General features: G+C 47.0%; 1 protein-coding gene. It reads right to left on the bottom strand.

Annotation, left to right across the window (positions count from 1 at the left end):
* On the bottom strand, nt 1–839 hold an 839-nt coding region (locus tag PCORN_RS16735; RefSeq protein ID WP_149024415.1), incomplete at both ends, for an immunoglobulin-like domain-containing protein.

Raw genomic sequence — 839 nt, 5'->3', positions numbered from 1 at the left:
TGTCACGCTGTATGTCACGTGATAGACACCTGCTTTTTTCTGTGTTCACATCGTTGGCTGTTACCGTAATTTTGTTGGTGATATCGCCGTCTTCTGTGTCAGAAGCGGTGACTGCTTTCTTCACGTCGTAGGTGGTGTGGATGCGTTGCACGATGTCAGATGCTTCGATGACTGGTGCGTCGTTACTTGTTACTGTTACAGTGATCGTTTTGGTTGTCGTGTTGCCATCGGAATCAGTGACTGCATATGTGACATGATATGTGCCGACTTTGCTTGTGTCGACATTGTTCGCGGTGACTTTCACACTGCTTGTTAGGTTGCCATCTTCGGTATCACTTGCTGTTACACCAGATAGTGGGCTAAATGTTTTGCCTTTTTTCACGGATTGGTCTTTCGCTGTGATGACTGGTGCGTCGTTGCTTGTTACCGTAACGGTGATCGTTTTGGTTGTCGTGTTGCCATCGGAATCAGTGACAGAATACGTCACGTGATACGTGCCGACTTTGCTTGTATCGACGTTATTCGCGGTGACTTTCACACTGCTTGTTAGGTTGCCATCTTCGGTATCCGTTGCGCTAACGCCTGTTAATGGGTTGAATGTCCCGCCTTTTTTCATTGTTTTATCGGTCGCAGAAATCACAGGTGCATCGTTACTTGTCACCGTTACTGTGATCGTTTTCGTTGTTGTATTGCCATCGGAATCCGTCACGCTGTAGGTTACGTGATACGTTCCTACTTTCGCCGTGTTAACATCGTTCGCTGTAATCGTGATTTTGCTCGTCATGTCACCATCTTCCACATCACTTGCGCTTACTCCTGTTAGTGGATTGAAGCTGCTC

It is taken from the genome of Listeria cornellensis FSL F6-0969 (genome assembly GCF_000525855.1).
GTDB classification, from domain to species: Bacteria; Bacillota; Bacilli; order Lactobacillales; family Listeriaceae; genus Listeria_A; species Listeria_A cornellensis.
Note: the sequence above shows the minus strand (reverse complement) of the source record. Positions and strands in the feature narration are given on the sequence as shown.